Raw genomic sequence first — 15,688 nt, 5'->3', positions numbered from 1 at the left:
GTCCAAGCCCCAAGATGTCAATGAGCTGGAGATGCAGCAAACCGGGACGTGCGGAATTCCTGTGGCCAGCATGCTGAAGCGCCTCGCCACTCAGCGATCGGGGTCTTTCCGCCCGCCGCAGGGTCTTGCCAGCAACCCGAAGCACCGCACGACGAGTCGTTCCAGATCACGAATTTTCTGGATCCTTCTGACGTTATGGCGCAATGATCATTGCTCGCTTCGTTCATTTCTCGACGAAAACCGGCGGTCGCGCCTCGAATCAATATTTGTTAGATAAAAAACTATATTGAATAGCATACCCAAAAGCCGCGCTTGACTTCCGGAGTCATCATTTATAAAGCGTTTCACAATTAAGCAGGATGAATATCGTAGCATGAGCAAAAAAAGTGCGCTGATCACCGGGATCACCGGGCAGGATGGGGCCTATCTGGCACAGCTTCTCCTGGCCAAGGGCTACGTCGTTCACGGCGTGGTGCGCCGCTCCAGCCATGCCGGCGTCTTCGACCATCGCCTGAAGTGGCTGGGGATCAACGACGACGTCGTGCTGCATGACGGCAACCTGCTCGACCTGTCGAGCCTCGCCCGCATCGTGCAGGAGGTTCAGCCCGACGAGGTCTACAACCTCGCGGCCCAGTCCTTCGTCACCGCCTCGTGGCAGCAGCCGATCCTCACGGGGCAGATCACGGGCCTCGGCGCCGTGAACCTGCTCGAATGCGTGCGGACGCTGAAGCCCGATGCACGCTACTACCAAGCCTCCTCCTCCGAGATGTTCGGCCTGATTCAGGAGCAGGTGCAGAGCGAGGCGACGCCGTTCTACCCGCGCTCGCCCTACGGTGTCGCCAAGCTCTATGCGCACTGGATGACGATCAACTACCGCGAGAGCTTCAAGCTGCATGCCTCGAACGGCATCCTCTTCAATCACGAATCGCCGCTCCGCGGTGTCGAGTTCGTGACACGGAAGGTCACCGACGGCGTCGCCCGGATCAAACTCGGCCTCGCCAAGGAACTGCGGCTCGGCAACATCGACGCCAAGCGCGACTGGGGCCATGCCAAGGACTACGTCCGTGCGATGTGGATGATGCTCCAGCAGGATGCGCCGGACGATTTCGTGATCGCCACCGGCCGTACCACCACGGTGCGCGACATGTGCGAGATCGCCTTCCGCCATGTCGGCCTGTCCTCGGACAGTCATCTCATCATCGACGAGAAGCTCTTCCGTCCGGCCGAGGTCGAGGTCCTGCTCGGCAATCCGGCCAAGGCCGAGAAGGCCTTCGGCTGGAAGGCCGAGATCTCGCTCGAGACGATGATCCAGGAGATGGTCGAGGCCGATCTCAAGCGTCTCGGCGCGAAATCGTGAGCCGCGAGGCCGCGTGAAGCGCATCCTCGTCACGGGCGCCGCCGGCTTCGTCGGCCGGCACGCCCTGTCGGCGCTTGCCGATGCGGCGGATCCCTCCGACCGCATCGTCGGGATCGGGCGCGGCCTTCCGGACAAGCTGCCGGACGGCGTGACGTTCCGGCAGATCGACCTTCTCGGGGGGGACGAACTCTCGGCCTTCGTGGCGGACTACAAGCCGACCGACGTGCTGCACCTCGCGGCCATGGCCTCGGTCCAGCAATCGGCCGACGCGCCGGCGGAAACGTGGCGCGCCAACATCGTCGGCCTCCTCAACCTCGCCGAGGCCCTGATGCGGTCCGCGCCGGGATCGAACGTCTTCTTCGCCAGCTCCGGCGAGGTCTACGGCCGAGCCTTCCTCGGCGGCGTCGCCGTAGCGGAGGATGTCGAGCCGGTGCCGCTCGGAAGCTATGCGCGATCGAAGTGGTTCGGCGAGCAGATCCTCGCCGACGTGCTGGGCAAGTCCGGCCCCGGCAAGTCCGGCATCCGCCTCGTGATCCTGCGTCCGTTCAACCATATCGGGCCAGGGCAGGACGAGCGCTTCGTGGTCCCGTCCTTCGCGGGACAGATCGCCCGGATCGAGGCCGGCCTCGCACCGCCGGTGCTGGAGGTCGGAAACCTCGCGGCCGAGCGCGACTTCCTGCCGATCGGCGACGTCGTGCGGGCCTATGTCGGGCTGATCGAGCGAGCGGATGAGATCCGGAGCGGCACGGTCTTCAACATCGCATCCGGCCAGCCGCGCTCGATCGCGAGCGTGCTCGCCGATCTGGCCGCCCTGTCACGGGCATCGTTCGAGACGCGCGTGGCCGCCGACAGGATGCGCCCGTCCGAGATCCCGCTCGCCCTGGGCGACGCGTCGCGGCTCAGGACCGCGATCGGCTGGGCGCCGGAAGCCGATTGGACGCAAACCCTCGAAAGCATCTTGTCGAGCGCGCGCCGGAACGCTGCTCAAGTCTGAACGACCATCGCGCTGTTCGACCCCGCGGAGCGATGACGAGCGCTCGCGTCCCGGGTGTGGTTCATCCAGCCCGCGTCCTTTGCCGACCGCACGCCGAGTCCATTCGCCGCGGCGGCGATCGAGGGAACCGATCGCGCCGAAGACGGGCGGTTACCAATCGGCGTATCGCCCGGCCCGACGCCACATTTACGCTGAACCCGTCTGATTTGGTCAATTCAATTAGGGCAGGATGCCCGTTGCCCACCGTGGGCAGGGAACGTCACCGTGAAAGCACCTCTCGTCACCGTCGCCGGCCTTCTGTTCTTGACGGGGTGCGTCGGCACCGAGCCTTACGCCGCGCTGCGCGGCTCCGGCCCGAGCCTCGCGTCCTTACCGGCGCCGATTCGCGAGGAGCCGCAAATCGCCACCCTCAGCGAACCTCTCCCGGCGGATGTGGTGTCCGACGACGTGGTGGACGCCCCGGCACGGGTCGCTCGCGGAACGAACCCGCGCGCCGTGCTCGAGCGCAGGCAGACCCACCTCTCCGATGCGCCGGCCCGCACAGTCCGTTCGGTCGTCGCGGGCCGGCCATCGCCCACCTCGGAGGCGGCGGGCCCAAGCCGCGGGGCAGTGAAGACGGCCGGGCTCGGGGATGCCCCTCTCCCGGCGGCCTATCTCGCCTCCACGGCGGCGCCTGCCGCCAATACCGGCACGGCTCCCTTGCTTTCGGAGGTCGAGGCGCGTGCCGAAGTGGAGCAGCGGGCTCAGACCCTGCGCGACCAGCGTTTCGACGCGCAGGTGCGCCGCGCCAGCAACCTCGTCTGCATCGGCTGCGTGCCCACGACGCCGTCGCCTTCGCGCAGGCAGATTCGGCAGGAGCGCCGAGAGAGCGACCTGGAGTGAGCCTTCATCTCCATGATGCATCTCACGGTCGCCCCGGTCCGGAGACGCGGGGCCGGCTTTTCGAAGCCGCGCATTGCGACGCCCGACACAGCTGGCGCACGAGGACCGAGCGGGATCGATACGGCCACTGCCCGAGGTTGGTCGGCTCGATGCGAAGCAAATAGCGTATCCGGCACGCCACAGCGTCACATAATTTAGCCATACCTGACCGGCAGGAGGTCATGGATCACTCGATGGTGATGCCATCTCTTCATGACTGGGCTAGAATTGCGTTCCGGCAGGTCTGAGACCGCTCATCCCCATGTTCCAGCTCTGGTTTTGATCGTCGTGGCCAGTCCGATACCGGCTTCTAGTCGGGTATCTTAGCTGTAAAGCTTTGTCTTCTCTCATGTTTCCTGCGTGCGGCGGCGCGGTGGGCATGGTACAGGTTTTCAGGTCCGCACGCGCCTTGGGCTCGTGCCGTAGCATCAACGAATAGAAACATCGGGGGATGAACATGCGGGGAGCGGGCGCGGGACCTTCCGTCCTGAAAGACGGGATCAAGGCGACGAAGCCCATCTTCGTGACGGCGATCGTATTCAGCTTCTTCATCAACCTGCTGATGTTTGTCAGCCCGCTCTACATGCTTCAGGTCTACGACCGGGTGCTGGCAAGCCGCAACGAGACCACGCTCATCGGCATCACGGTGATCGCCGCCTTCGCCCTCGTGGTCTACGCACTCCTCGAGATGCTGCGCTCGCGCCTGCTCGTGCGTGCCGGAATCCTGTTCGACGAGAAGATCGCGACCCCGATCTTCTCGGCCGTTCACCGGGGCAACCTGCGCAATCCCGAGGGTGGACACGGCATCGCCCTGCGCGACGTGGATTCGGTGCGCGAGTTTCTCACCGGCAGCGGCCTGATCGCGTTCTGCGACGCGCCTTGGACTCCCGTCTTCCTCCTCGCCTGCTTCGTCCTGCATCCCTGGTTCGGCTGGATGGCGATCACCGGCGGCGTCATCATCTTCGCCCTGACAATTCTCAACGAGGTCGTGACGAAGCGCGAGCTCGCCGCCGCGGGCGTGGCCGGGAACGCCGCCGGCCAATACGCGCAAGCCACCCTGCGCAACACCGAGGTCCTGCATGCGATGGGCATGCTCGGCGCTCTGCGCCGGCTCTGGGGCGAGCGCCACGCCGACGTTCTCGCCTACCAGGCGCTCGCGAGCGACCGTGCGGGCCTCATCGTCGCGACGACGAAGTTCACGCGCATGTTCCTCCAGACGATGATCCTCGGCGTCGGCGCCTATCTGGCCATTCGCCGCGAGATCTCGCCGGGCTCGATGATCGCGGCTTCGATCATTATCGGTCGCGCCCTCGCCCCGATCGAGCTCCTCGTCGCGAACTGGAAGGGCTTCACGGCGGTGCGCGCAAGCTACGCGCGCCTGCAGAAGCTCATCGAGGCTGCCGGTCCCGAGCCCGAGCGCATGAATCTGCCCCGGCCCGCCGGCCAGATCGAAGCGGAGAACATCGTGGTCGCCGCGCCCGGCAAGGCGCAGGCCATCCTCCAGGGCGTCAGCTTCCGTCTGGCACCCGGCACCGTGGTCGGCGTCGTCGGCCCGAGCGCGGCCGGAAAGTCGAGCCTGGCCCGGGCCGTCACGGGAGTGTGGCCGATCGCACGAGGCTCTCTGCGCATCGATGGCTCGGACCTTTCGCACTGGGATCCGCAGGCACTCGGGCGCCACATCGGCTACCTGCCCCAGGACGTCGAGCTGTTCGCCGGCAGTGTCGCGCAGAACATCGCCCGCTTCGACACGATCGACGAGGAGGCGGTGATCGCGGTGGCCAAGAAGGCCGGCTGCCACGAGCTGATCCAGGGGCTGGCCGAGGGCTACAACACCCAGATCGGCACCGGCGGCCACGCCCTTTCGGGCGGCCAGCGCCAGCGCATCGCTCTGGCCCGCGCCATGTACGGCAACCCGAGCTTCATCGTTCTCGACGAGCCCAACGCCAGTCTCGATGCGGCCGGCGAGGAAGCCCTGATGCAGGCCGTGCATGAGCTCAAGCAGATGGGCACCACGATCATGATCGTGACCCACAAGGTGAACATCCTGACCGCGGTCGATACGGTTCTGGTGATGAATGCCGGCACCGTGCAGGCCTACGGGCCGCGCGAGCAGATCCTCGGACAGGTAGCGGGACCACGCGCCGTGCCCGGGCCGGCACAAAAGCAACCTCTCGTCGCGGCGCCGGCCTCGGGTCGGGCCGGGATTGAAGGTCAGCGGGCGGCAGGATAGGACGATGAGCATCAAGCTTCCGGCGCTGCGCGCGCATCTCTCCAGCACCACGGCACGGGTCCGGCAGGGACTCATGGGCGGGGTCGAGCCCGGCAGCGAGACCGAGGGTGGGAACACGGGCCAGGCCAAGGAAGCGCTGTTGCTGCCGCCTCCCCGCCTGACGACCTGGAAGCACCACGCGACGGCGGGCTACGCGCTGATCTTCTTCACCTTCGGTGTCATGGGCGCCTGGGCCGCGGTCGCGCGCCTCGACCGCGCCGTGGTCAGCCCCGGAACGATCGCGGTGGAGAACAGCCGCAAGCTCGTGCAGCATTTCGAGGGCGGCATGGTGCGCGAGGTCCTCGTCAAGGAGGGCCAGACCGTACAGGAGGGAGACCTCGTCGTGCGGCTCGACCCCATCCAGGCGACCGCCAGCGTCGACCTGTTCCGCAGCCAGCTCGACGCGACGCTGATTCAGGAAGCCCGCCTGCTCGCCGAACGGGACGGCGCCACCACCCTCGACCTGCCGCCGGAGATCCGAGCCCGGCAATCCGATCCGCTCGTCGCCCGGGTCATCAACGACCAGGCCAACCAGCTCAAGGAACGCCGTGGCTCGCTCTCGGGCCAGATCGACCTGCTCGAATCGAGGGTCAAGCAGCTCCGCACCGAGATCTCCGGTCTCGGCGTCGAGAAGGCCGCCACCGAGCAGCAGGTCGGCTTCATCAACCAGGAGCTCGTGGGTCTGCGCTCGCTGCGCGAGAAGAACCTGATCCCGATGAGCCGGCTTCTCGTGATGGAACGCGAGCGGACCCGGCTCGAGGGCGTGATCGGCCGCTCCGTGGCCGACGCGGCGAAATCCGAGAACGGCATCAACGAGGCGGGCCTGCAGATCACGCAGCTCAAGCAGAAGCTGCAGGAAGACATCGCCGGCCAGCTCCTCGAGGCGCGCCAGAAGGGCGCCGAGCTTCGCGAGAAGCTCGCGGTCTCACAGGACGTGCTCAGACGCCTCGAGGTCCGGGCGCCCCGCTCCGGCGTCGTGCAGAGCCTCAAGGTCTACACCGTCGGCCAGGTCATCCGTTCGGGCGAGGCCCTGATGGAGATCGTGCCCAACGACGACACGCTCGTCGTGCACGTCCAGTTCTCGCCCAACGACCTCGAGACGGTGCATGCCGGTATGCCGGCCGAGATCAAGTTCCCGACTTTCCACTCGCGGCGGATCCCGGTGATCCTGGGCAATCTCGAGACGGTCTCGCGCGACCGCCTGATCGATGAGGCGACGCGCCAGCCCTACTTCCTCGGCATCGTACAGATCAGCAAGCTGCAGATCCCCGAGACGATGCAGAATCGGCTGGTTGCCGGCATGCCCGCCGAGGTCGTCATCACGACGGGCGAGCGGACGGCGCTCAACTACATGGTCGCTCCGTTCTTCGAAGCGATGGGCCGCTCCTTCAATGAACATTGATCCGATCGGGCAGATGGCGCCCCGGCGGTCCCCGGAGCGCCCCTGATGCCCAAGGCCGTGATCTTCGACGTCGACGGAACCCTGATCGACTCGAACGGCCAGCACGCCCTCGCCTGGCAGGACGCCTTCCGCGATTTCGGGCACGCGATCGATCTGGCGGAGATCCGTGCGCAGATCGGTAAGGGCGGCGACCAGTTGCTGCCGGTCTTCCTCTCGCACGACGAGATCGCCGCGCGGGGCGAGGCGCTGGAATCCCATCGTGCCGGAATCCTCAAGGAACGCTACCTGCCGCAGATCGTCGGCTTTCCGAAGGTGCGGGAGCTGATGCAGCGCCTGCTCGCCGATGGCCGCCGGATCGCTCTGGCCTCCTCGGCCAAGGGCGACGAGCTGCAGCGTTACAAGGCGATCGCCGGCATCGAGGACCTGATCGGGACGGAGACCTCGTCGGACGACGCCGACCGGAGCAAGCCGTATCCCGACATCTTCCAGGCGGCGCTCGACCGCCTCGGCAGCCCGCCGCCGCGGGACGTCGTGGTGGTGGGCGATACCCCCTACGATGCGCAGGGGGCGGCCAAGGCGGGCCTGCGCACGATCGGTCTGACCTGCGGCGGCTGGGGGGAGGATGATCTCGCCGCCGCCGGCTGCATGGCGGTCTATCGCGATGCAGCCGACCTCCTCGCGCGCTACGAGGATTCGCCGCTGGCGGCCGGCTGACGGGCTTGCCGTTTCGTCTCCCTTGACGGCCGACGGCCCTGCGACGGTTATGTGCCGGCCTCGAGGGAGCCCCGCCGTGACCCGCGTCTTACCCAAGCCCGACATCCAGACCGTCGAGGGCCGCCGCAGCGCGATCGTCGCGGCGGTGCGCCAGCGCGGCTACGCCACCGCGGAGGCCCTGGCGGCGACCTTCGGCGTCACCGTCCAGACCATCCGGCGCGACCTCAACGAACTCAGCGCCGAGGGGCGGCTCGAGCGCTACCGCGGCGGCGGCGGGCTCCCGTCGAGCGTCGAGAACACCGACTACGCCGATCGCCAGGTCACCCACGCCGCCGAGAAGGCCGCCATCGGGCGGCTCGCGGCGGGGTCGATCCCGTCCCATTGCTCGGTCTTCCTCAACATCGGCACCACCACCGAGGCCGTGGCGCGCGAGCTCGTCCGGCACGACGACCTCAGCGTGGTCACCAACAACCTCAACGTGGCACTCGCCCTGTCGCAGCAGACGGCCTTCCGGGTGATCGTGGCCGGCGGCACCGTGCGCAACCGCGACGGCGCCGTGCTCGGGCAGCTCACCTGCGACACGCTCGGCCAGTTCCGGGTCGACTACGCCGTGATCGGCATCAGCGGGATCGACGCCGAGGGCACCCTGCTCGATTTCGACTACGAGGAGGTTCGCGCCACGCAGACCGTGCTCGCCCACGCCCACCGCGTCTTCCTCGTGGCCGACCACTCGAAGTTCGGACGCCGACCGATGATGCGGGTCGGGAGCCTGTCCCAGGTCCACACCCTCTTCACCGACCGGGCACCGCCGGCCGAACTCGCTGCGTTCATGCGCGGCCACGGCGTGCGGTGCGAGATCTGCGGCGATCGCTAGTTCTGGTTGCAATGCGAGAACGAAAGTTGATTATTTCGCTTGCGAAAGCCGGCCCTGCGCGCAATATCCCGCATGACCGGCGGCCGGCGCGGGAGAGGAACGGTGGACGCCACGACCTACGACATGCTCGTCATCGGCGGCGGGATCAATGGGACCGGCATCGCCCGTGACGCGGCCGGCCGCGGCCTCAAGGTCCTGCTTTGCGAGCGCGGGGATCTCGCCGAGTTCACCTCGTCCTCGTCGACGAAGCTGATCCATGGCGGCCTGCGCTACCTCGAGTATTACGAGTTCCGCCTCGTGCGCGAGGCCTTGGCCGAGCGCGAGCGCCTGCTGGCCCAGGCCCCCCACATCATCTGGCCACTCAGCTTCGTCCTGCCCCACGACGAGGGCCTGCGCCCCGCCTGGATGCTGCGGCTCGGGCTGTTCCTCTACGACCATCTCGCACGTCTGCGGACGCTGCCGGGCTCGCGGTCAGTTCGCTTGCGAACATCGGCTCTCGGTGCGCCGCTGCAACCCCGCCTGACCAAGGGCTTCACCTATTCGGATTGCTGGGTCGAGGACAGCCGCCTCGTGGTGCTTAACGCCATGGATGCGCGCGAGCGCGGGGCAGTCGTCCGCACCCGCACCGCCGTGGAGTCGGCCCGGCGCGAGGGCGGCGCCTGGGTCGCCGCGATCCGCGACGTCGGGACCGGCCGCACCGAGACCGTGCGCGCGGCGACCGTCGTCAACGCCGCCGGGCCATGGGTGAGCGAGACCCTGGGCGGGACGCTGGGCATCGACAGCCGCGCGGCGGTGCGCCTGATCAAGGGCAGCCACATCGTCGTCCGAAAGCTCTACGAGGGCGACCAGGCCTACATCCTGCAGCAGCCCGACAAGCGCATCGTGTTCGCGATCCCCTACGAGCGCGACTTCACCCTGGTCGGCACCACCGACGTTCCCTACGAGAGCGAGCCCGGCCCGGTGACGATCTCGCCCGACGAGACGGCCTATCTCTGCGCCTGCATCAATCGCTCCTTCGCCGGGAGCATCGGCCCCGACGACGTGGTCTGGAGCTTCTCGGGGGTGCGCCCGCTCTTCGACGACGCCGCCGAGAGCGCCTCGGCCGTGACCCGCGACTACGTGCTCGACGTGTCCGACCGCGACGGCGCGCTGCCGGTGCTCTCCGTGTTCGGCGGCAAGATCACCACCTATCGGCGCCTGGCCGAGCACGCCATCGAGAAGCTGGCGGGGTACCTGCCGGGTCTGAAGCCGGCCTGGACCGCCGCGGGGAAACTGCCCGGCGGCGACATGCGGGATGCCGATTTCGAGCGCTTCCTCGCAGACCTCAAGGCCCGCAAGCCGTTCCTGCCGCCGGCGATGGCGCGGCGCCTCGCCCGCGCCTACGGCACCCGGGCAGAGCGCCTCCTCGGACCGGCCCGGAGCCTCGCCGACCTCGGCGAGCGCTTCGGCGACGACCTCACCGCGGCAGAGGTCGATTATCTCGTCGCCGAGGAATGGGCGCGCGAGCCGCACGACATCCTGTGGCGGCGTTCGAAGCTGGGCTTGCGCATCCCGCCCGAGGGCCGGGCCCGGCTCGCCGCCTATGTCGAGCGGCGCTCGGCCGCCGCCTAGCCACGCTCATCATGCTGCCCCCGGCGAAAAAGACCGGGGCGGCCGGGGAAACGCCAGGACAGGAGACGATCATGGCCCAGTACGTGGGTGCCATCGACCAGGGCACCACCAGCACGCGCTTCATCATCTTCGACCGTCGCGGCAGCATCGTCTCCGTGGCGCAGCGCGAGCACGAGCAGATCTACCCCCAGCCCGGCCATGTCGAGCACGACCCCATCGAGATCTGGCGCAACACCGGGATCGTCATGCGCGAGGCGCTGGAAGCGGCCGAGCTGCGGCCCTCCGATCTCGTCTCGATCGGCATCACCAACCAGCGCGAGACCACGCTGATCTGGGACCGCCGCACCGGTCAACCCCTGCACAACGCGCTGGTCTGGCAGGACACCCGCGTCGACGGCCTCGTCGCGGGTTTCGCACGGGAAGGCGGCAAGGACCGGTTCCGCACCGTCACCGGCCTGCCGCTCGCGAGCTACTTCTCGGGCCTCAAGCTCGCCTGGCTCCTCGACCGGGTGCCGGGCGCGCGCGCCAAGGCGGAGGCCGGCGACGTGCTGTTCGGCAACATCGACACCTGGCTCGTCTGGAACCTCACCGGCGGGACCGAGGGCGGCCTGCACGTCACCGACGTGACCAATGCGAGCCGCACCCAGCTCATGGCCTTGAAGACCCTGGACTGGGACGAGGGCATGCTCGCGGCCTTCGGCATCCCGCGGGCGATGCTGCCGCGGATCGTCTCCTCCAGCGAGGTCTACGGAGAGACCCGCACGCCCTTCCTCGGCATCCCTATCGCCGGCATCCTCGGCGACCAGCAGGCGGCCCTGTTCGGGCAGACCTGCTTCAGGGCGGGCGAGGCCAAGAACACCTACGGCACCGGCTGCTTCGTGCTGATGAACACGGGCCCCGAACCCGTGCCCTCCACCTGCGGCCTCGTCACCACGGTGGGGTACAAGCTCGACGGCCAGCCGGCGGTCTACGCGCTGGAGGGTTCGATCGCCATCACGGGCGCCCTGGTGCAGTGGCTGCGCGACAACCTCGGGATCATCCGCACCAGCGACGAGATCGAGCCGCTGGCCCGCACCGTCGGCGACAATGGCGACGTCTATTTCGTGCCGGCCTTCTCGGGCCTCTACGCGCCGCATTGGCAGGAGAGCGCCCGGGGCGTCATCGCCGGGCTCACCCGCTACGCCAACAGGGGCCACATCGCCCGCGCGGCGCTCGAGGCCACCGCCTACCAGACCCGCGAGGTGCTCGAAGCGATGGAGAAGGATTCCGGGATCCAGATCAAGGAGCTGCGCACCGACGGCGGCATGGTGCGGAACGATCTCCTCATGCAGTTCCAGGCCGACATCCTCGACGTGCCCGTGGTGCGCCCGAAGGTGACCGAGACGACGGCGCTCGGCGCGGCCTACGCGGCGGGTCTGGCCACCGGCTACTGGAACAGCCCCGACGACCTCGTCGCGAACTGGGGCGTGGACCACCGCTGGCACCCGCACATGGCGAAAGCTCAGCGCAACACCCTGTTCAGCGCCTGGACCAAGGCGGTGGAGCGCTCGTTCGACTGGACGGCGCCGCGCGAGTGAGGCGGCCTCCGATGCATCCCCTCTTCGGACGGGCCGCTCTCCTCCCCACCGATCTCGGGCCTTCCCGAGATCGGCACCCATAGGCCTAAATCGGGCAAGCCCGATTCGGGTGCGGGGAGGAGCCGGAGGCGGGGGTGGTTCAGGACCGAGCGTCACGGTGCCGTCTGCGCCACCCCACCCCTGACCCCTCCCCGCAAGGGAGAGGGGAACGTTTCCATCCTCGGGAATCCTCCGCATGCAATCTCCCTTCCTGGGCGAACTCCTCGGCACCATGGTGCTGATCATCCTCGGTGACGGCGTCGTGGCCGGCGCGCTGCTCGCCCGCTCCAAGGCCGAGAATGCCGGGTGGATCGCCATCACCGCCGGCTGGGCCTTCGCGGTGATCGCCGGGATCTTCACCGCCACCGCCACGGGCAGCCCCGACGCCCACCTGAACCCCGCCGTGACGCTGGCCGCCGCCATCGGCAGCGGCGACTGGCACAGGGTTGCGGTCTACGTTCCCGCGCAGATGCTCGGCGCGTTCCTCGGAGCGACGATCGTGTGGCTGCATTACCTGCCGCACTGGGCCGCCACCGAGGCCCAGGACCTCAAGCTCGCCTGCTTCTGCACCGGGCCGGCGATCCGCGACGCCCGGGCGAACTGGTTCTCGGAGATCATCGCCACCTTCGTGCTGATCCTCGTCATCAACGCCATCGTCTCGAAGACGGTGGGCAGCCCGAACGCGATCCCGGCCGGCGTGGCGCCCTACCTCATCGGCATGCTGGTCTGGGGCGTCGGCCTCTCGCTCGGCGGGACCACGGGCTACGCGATCAACCCGGCCCGCGACCTCGGACCCCGCATCGCCCACGCGGTCCTGCCAATCGCCGGCAAGGGCTCCTCCGATTGGGGATACGCCGTGATTCCGGTGGCCGGCCCGCTGATCGGAGCGGCCCTGGCGGCCCTGGCAGGGCGGGCCTTCGGGATGTGACCGTCGGAACCCTGCGCGACGGCGTGAGGTATGCGAGGCTGTACCGGCGCCCAGGCCGCGTCGGAGCTCAGGATCGTCCGAAGACATGACGGAACACGCCCAGCAATTCGCCAGCGACAACTATTCCGGCATCTGCCCCGAGGCCTGGGCGGCGATGGGGGCGGCCAATGCCGGCTACGCCCCGGCCTACGGCGACGACGACTGGACGGCCCGCGCCGCGACCGCCTTCCGAGCCCTGTTCGAGACCGAGTGCGAGATGTTCCTCGCCTTCAACGGGACGGCGGCGAACTCGCTGGCCCTGGCCTCGCTCTGCCAATCCTACCACAGCGTCATCTGCGCCGAATCGGCCCATGTCGAGACCGACGAGTGCGGCGCGCCGGAGTTCTTCTCCAACGGCTCGAAGCTCCTCACCGCCCCCTGTACCGACGGCAAGCTGACGCCGGACGCGATCCGGGCGCTCGCGACCCGGCGCCGCGACATCCACTTCCCCAAACCCCGCGTGGTGACGATCACCCAGCCCGCCGAGACGGGACAGGTCTACACGCCCGCCGAGATCCGGGCGATCTCGCAGACCTGCCGCGAACTCGGCCTGAGCCTGCACATGGACGGGGCGCGCTTCGCCAACGCCTGCGCGAGTCTCGGATGCGCGCCCGCCGATATCACCTGGCGGGCCGGCGTCGACGTGCTGTGCTTCGGCGGCACCAAGAACGGCATGCATGCCGGCGAGGCGATCCTGTTCTTCGATCCCGCGCAGGCCGAGGATTTCGGCTACCGGTGCAAACAGGCCGGTCAGCTCGCTTCGAAGATGCGCTACCTCTCCGCGCCGTGGGTCGGCCTTCTCGAAGGGGGCACCTGGCTGCGCAACGCGACCCACGCCAATGCCTGCGCCCGCCGCTTCGCGGACGCGGTCGCGGACCTGCCCGGCCTCGCGCTGCTGTTCCCCGTCGAGGCCAACGCGGTGTTCCTCGCCCTGCCCGACCCCCTGGCCGAGGCCCTGCGGGCGAGGGGCTGGCGCTTCTACACCTTCATCGGCGGCGGTGCCCGGTTCATGTTCTCGTGGGACGCGGACCCGGCGCGGATCGACGCGCTGGTGGGGGACCTGCGCAAGATGGCGTGACGCGGCCTGGGATTTGCTGACAGCGTCGTGGCCCCGCCCCGCCTGCCCGAGGATGACCGCGTGGATCGACCCTCCCTGACACGCCGAAACCTCACGACGGCCGGTGCCCTGACGGTGGCCGCCACCACCGGCGCACTGGCGCAGACGGAGCCTCAAAAGCCCGGGGGGCTCACCGTGGCGCCTGCGTCCCAGGCGGGCTTGAGCCCGCGCCTGACCCTGCATGCCATCGACAACTTCCACGGCACGCCCGGGGCCGGCATGGTCTGCGACCTCTCGGTCCGCGACGGCGAGGATTACCACCTGGTGAAGACCGTCACCACCGCCGCCAACGGCCGGACGCCGGAGCCGCTCCTCCTCGACGATGGTCTCAGGGCCGGGCGCTACGAGCTGCTGCTTCATGTCGAGGAGTATTTCCGCCGGCTCGGCGCCGCCCTGCCGGCGCCGAACTTCCTCGGTCTGGTGCCGGTCCGCTTCGTCATCCGCGACGTCGCGCAGCGCTACCACCTGCCGATCCTGTTCTCGCCCTGGGGCTATTCCTACTATCGCGGAAGCTGACGCCCGCTCCCGATCCATTCAAGGAGGCCCGCTTGGCCGGAATCAGCACCCACGTCCTCGACGCCGACCGCGGCCGTCCCGCGCCGGGCATCCGCATCGACCTCTCGGTGAAGGAGGAGGGCCGCTGGCGTATGGTGAAGAGCCTCATCACCAATGCCGATGGGCGCACGGACGGCCCGGTCCTGCCCGCGGCGGAGGCGGAGGTGCGCGAGTACCAGCTCGAATTCCACACCGATGCCTACTTCCGCGCACGCTCCGGCCGGGAGACCGACGAGGCCTTCGTCGACAATGCCGTGGTCCGGTTCTCGATCTTCGACGTGAAGCAGCACTATCACGTGCCGCTGCTGTGCACGCCGGGAAGCTGCACGACCTATCGGGGCAGCTGACGCCGTGCCCGCCCTCCTCGCCGTCGTCGCCCTCGCGACCGTGCCCAACCTGGCCACCGTGAACGGCCTCGACCGGGCGGCCTTCGTCACCCTCCTCGGCGGGGTTTTCGAACATGCGGCCTGGGTCGCCGATCGCGCGTATGCCGGGCGCCCCTTCGGGAGCGTGGCGGCGCTCCACGACGCGATGATCGGCGTTGTCCGATCGGCTTCTCCGGAGGAACGCCTGGCCTTTCTCAACGGTCACCCGGAGCTCGCGGGAGCGGAGGCGCGCAAGCGCCGGATGACCGGCGATTCGACCGCCGAGCAGGGCAGCGCCGGTCTCGACCGGCTCACTGCGGCGGAGCTCGACCGCTTCGACCGCCTGAACGCCGCCTACCGCGACAAGTTCGGGTTTCCGTTCATCATCGCCGTGAGGGGGCGGGGCAAGGACGAGATCCTCGCCGCATTCGAAACGCGCCTCGTCCACAGCCCCGAGCTCGAAGCGGAGGCCGCCCTGGCCGAGATCACGGCGATCACACGGATGCGTCTCGATCGCCTCGTCGCCCCTTGAGCGTCGCTCCGGACACGACGTCTTAACCTCCCGCTTACCGGATTGACCGAGGTTGCCGCTCCTTCGGGTAGCTCAGGAGTCACCATGTCCGACACGGTAGGGATCGCAGGCGATCGGATCCGGTCCATCATCGAGCGCGTCGAGCAGCTCGACGAGGAGATCAAGACGCTGATGGAAGGGAAAAAGGAGATTTTCGCCGAAGCGAAGGGCGAGGGTCTCGACGTCAAGATCCTCAAGGAGATCCTGAAGCTGCGCAAGCTCGACAAGGACGAGCGCGACGAGCATGAGACCCTGCTCGACGTCTATCTCCGCGCCATGGATGCGCCCTCCCCGGCTCCGCTGGCACAGGCCGCCTGACCGATCGACCCATCGCGGGCGGGGCTTCGGAAGACGG

The 15,688-nt window shown here is 68.3% G+C and carries 15 protein-coding genes; all 15 read left to right on the top strand.

The window, feature by feature from the left end; translation table 11 throughout:
• The first annotated feature begins 373 nt into the window (after positions 1–373).
• Entirely contained in the window at positions 374–1,357 is a 984-nt protein-coding gene (gmd, locus tag ACFE7U_RS03145) for a GDP-mannose 4,6-dehydratase (RefSeq protein ID WP_375408276.1), read from the top strand.
• A gap of 13 nt (positions 1,358–1,370) precedes the next feature.
• Positions 1,371–2,351 (top strand): NAD-dependent epimerase/dehydratase family protein, encoded by a 981-nt coding sequence (locus tag ACFE7U_RS03140; protein ID WP_375408275.1) that lies wholly within the window; start codon positions 1,371–1,373, stop codon positions 2,349–2,351.
• Between the two features lie 264 nt (positions 2,352–2,615).
• Positions 2,616–3,233, top strand: a complete 618-nt coding sequence (locus ACFE7U_RS03135; protein ID WP_375408274.1) for a hypothetical protein — start codon at positions 2,616–2,618, stop codon at positions 3,231–3,233.
• 496 nt (positions 3,234–3,729) lie between these two features.
• Entirely contained in the window at positions 3,730–5,502 is a 1,773-nt protein-coding gene (locus ACFE7U_RS03130) for a type I secretion system permease/ATPase (protein ID WP_375408273.1), read from the top strand.
• A 4-nt stretch (positions 5,503–5,506) separates the two neighbouring features.
• Positions 5,507–6,943 (top strand): HlyD family type I secretion periplasmic adaptor subunit, encoded by a 1,437-nt coding sequence (locus ACFE7U_RS03125; RefSeq protein ID WP_375408272.1) that lies wholly within the window; start codon positions 5,507–5,509, stop codon positions 6,941–6,943.
• A 45-nt stretch (positions 6,944–6,988) separates the two neighbouring features.
• Positions 6,989–7,657 (top strand): HAD family hydrolase, encoded by a 669-nt coding sequence (locus tag ACFE7U_RS03120; protein ID WP_375408271.1) that lies wholly within the window; start codon positions 6,989–6,991, stop codon positions 7,655–7,657.
• A gap of 76 nt (positions 7,658–7,733) precedes the next feature.
• Positions 7,734–8,531, top strand: a complete 798-nt coding sequence (locus ACFE7U_RS03115; protein ID WP_375408270.1) for a DeoR/GlpR family DNA-binding transcription regulator — start codon at positions 7,734–7,736, stop codon at positions 8,529–8,531.
• 102 nt (positions 8,532–8,633) lie between these two features.
• The gene (gene glpD / locus ACFE7U_RS03110; RefSeq protein WP_375408269.1) at positions 8,634–10,142 is read left to right on the top strand and encodes a glycerol-3-phosphate dehydrogenase; all 1,509 of its coding nucleotides are present in this window, start codon (positions 8,634–8,636) and stop codon (positions 10,140–10,142) included.
• 71 nt (positions 10,143–10,213) lie between these two features.
• Positions 10,214–11,719 (top strand): glycerol kinase GlpK, encoded by a 1,506-nt coding sequence (glpK, locus tag ACFE7U_RS03105; protein WP_375408268.1) that lies wholly within the window; start codon positions 10,214–10,216, stop codon positions 11,717–11,719.
• Positions 11,720–11,954: 235 nt separating this feature from the next.
• Positions 11,955–12,686, top strand: a complete 732-nt coding sequence (locus tag ACFE7U_RS03100; protein ID WP_375408267.1) for an MIP/aquaporin family protein — start codon at positions 11,955–11,957, stop codon at positions 12,684–12,686.
• 85 nt (positions 12,687–12,771) lie between these two features.
• Entirely contained in the window at positions 12,772–13,803 is a 1,032-nt protein-coding gene (locus ACFE7U_RS03095; protein WP_375408266.1) for a threonine aldolase family protein, read from the top strand.
• Between the two features lie 60 nt (positions 13,804–13,863).
• Entirely contained in the window at positions 13,864–14,358 is a 495-nt protein-coding gene (gene uraH, locus ACFE7U_RS03090) for a hydroxyisourate hydrolase (protein WP_375408265.1), read from the top strand.
• A gap of 32 nt (positions 14,359–14,390) precedes the next feature.
• On the top strand, positions 14,391–14,744 hold the full coding sequence (uraH, locus tag ACFE7U_RS03085) for a hydroxyisourate hydrolase (RefSeq protein WP_375408264.1): 354 nt from the start codon (positions 14,391–14,393) through the stop codon (positions 14,742–14,744).
• Positions 14,745–14,748: 4 nt separating this feature from the next.
• Complete coding sequence (gene uraD, locus ACFE7U_RS03080; protein ID WP_375408263.1) at positions 14,749–15,294, top strand: 2-oxo-4-hydroxy-4-carboxy-5-ureidoimidazoline decarboxylase; 546 nt, start codon at positions 14,749–14,751, stop codon at positions 15,292–15,294.
• A gap of 84 nt (positions 15,295–15,378) precedes the next feature.
• A complete protein-coding gene (locus ACFE7U_RS03075; protein ID WP_375408262.1) occupies positions 15,379–15,651 on the top strand; it encodes a DUF2312 domain-containing protein in 273 nt (90 codons plus the stop codon).
• The last annotated feature ends 37 nt before the right edge of the window (positions 15,652–15,688 follow it).

The sequence above is a fragment of the uncultured Methylobacterium sp. genome, from assembly GCF_964251405.1.
Taxonomy (GTDB): Bacteria; Pseudomonadota; Alphaproteobacteria; order Rhizobiales; family Beijerinckiaceae; genus Methylobacterium.
The sequence above is the reverse complement of the archived record's forward strand: the minus strand, read 5'-3'. Positions and strand labels throughout refer to the sequence as shown.

Bases quoted from the DNA above. Each gene is read 5' to 3' on its own strand.
- ACFE7U_RS03100 (WP_375408267.1), top strand. From the start codon at position 11,955: ATGCAATCTCCCTTCCTGGGCGAACTCCTCGGCACCATGGTGCTGATC.
- ACFE7U_RS03120 (WP_375408271.1), top strand. From the start codon at position 6,989: ATGCCCAAGGCCGTGATCTTCGACGTCGACGGAACCCTGATCGACTCG.
- ACFE7U_RS03125 (WP_375408272.1), top strand. From the start codon at position 5,507: ATGAGCATCAAGCTTCCGGCGCTGCGCGCGCATCTCTCCAGCACCACG.
- ACFE7U_RS03095 (WP_375408266.1), top strand. From the start codon at position 12,772: ATGACGGAACACGCCCAGCAATTCGCCAGCGACAACTATTCCGGCATC.
- ACFE7U_RS03130 (WP_375408273.1), top strand. From the start codon at position 3,730: ATGCGGGGAGCGGGCGCGGGACCTTCCGTCCTGAAAGACGGGATCAAG.
- ACFE7U_RS03075 (WP_375408262.1), top strand. From the start codon at position 15,379: ATGTCCGACACGGTAGGGATCGCAGGCGATCGGATCCGGTCCATCATC.
- glpK (WP_375408268.1), top strand. From the start codon at position 10,214: ATGGCCCAGTACGTGGGTGCCATCGACCAGGGCACCACCAGCACGCGC.
- gmd (WP_375408276.1), top strand. From the start codon at position 374: ATGAGCAAAAAAAGTGCGCTGATCACCGGGATCACCGGGCAGGATGGG.